The sequence below is a fragment of the Vogesella mureinivorans genome, assembly GCF_007644035.1.
Taxonomy (GTDB): domain Bacteria; phylum Pseudomonadota; class Gammaproteobacteria; order Burkholderiales; family Chromobacteriaceae; genus Vogesella; species Vogesella mureinivorans.
The window spans coordinates 1-413 of sequence record NZ_VMTV02000437.1 but is presented as its reverse complement, the minus strand read 5'-3'; the positions used below and the strand labels follow the sequence as shown (position 1 = coordinate 413).

Annotated in this window: 2 protein-coding genes; one reads left to right on the top strand and one right to left on the bottom strand. The window is 37.8% G+C overall.

Annotated features, from left to right (window positions below; all coding sequences use genetic code 11):
* The first annotated feature begins 68 nt into the window (after window positions 1–68).
* Window positions 69–149: an antibiotic biosynthesis monooxygenase gene (locus FLQ44_RS24930; protein WP_369126608.1), complete on the top strand. Its 81-nt coding sequence runs from the start codon at window positions 69–71 to the stop codon at window positions 147–149.
* On the opposite strand, the gene FLQ44_RS11410 is transcribed toward FLQ44_RS24930, so the two are convergent.
* On the bottom strand, window positions 137–413 hold a 277-nt coding region (locus FLQ44_RS11410), incomplete at its 5' end, for an NAD(P)H-dependent oxidoreductase (RefSeq protein WP_439144926.1). The genes FLQ44_RS24930 and FLQ44_RS11410 overlap by 13 nt on opposite strands.

Genomic DNA, 413 nt, shown 5'->3' with positions numbered 1-413 from the left:
GCTATCAGCTTTTAGTTGATGCCAATGTCGATGTGAATTATCAAACTCAGGATGCTGATTTGATTGTCATGCTTGAAAAATGGGAAAGTATTGAGCATCTTAATGCTCACTTACAAACAGAGCATATGCAAGCATATCAGCTTCCATGACCAGTGGTAAATACATCATCAATATACTTTTTCATTGTCCACGGTGCGCCCATCCACCATCCTGGCATTTGATAAATCACGGTATCTGCCCAAAGGTATTTTTCTACTTCTTCCTGAGCATCATAAGATGAATCTGTACGAGTGATTTTAACGTTATGCCCTAAATCAGATAATACGTGTTCAGCTAAAGTGGTCAAGGTATCGTTTAATTCACCATTTGAATGTGCAAACTGTTTTGCGCCATTTACAATCAAAATATTACTC

Coding starts and splice junctions, on each gene's coding strand:
- FLQ44_RS24930 (WP_369126608.1), top strand. CDS start 69: ATGCTTGAAAAATGGGAAAGTATTGAGCATCTTAATGCTCACTTACAA.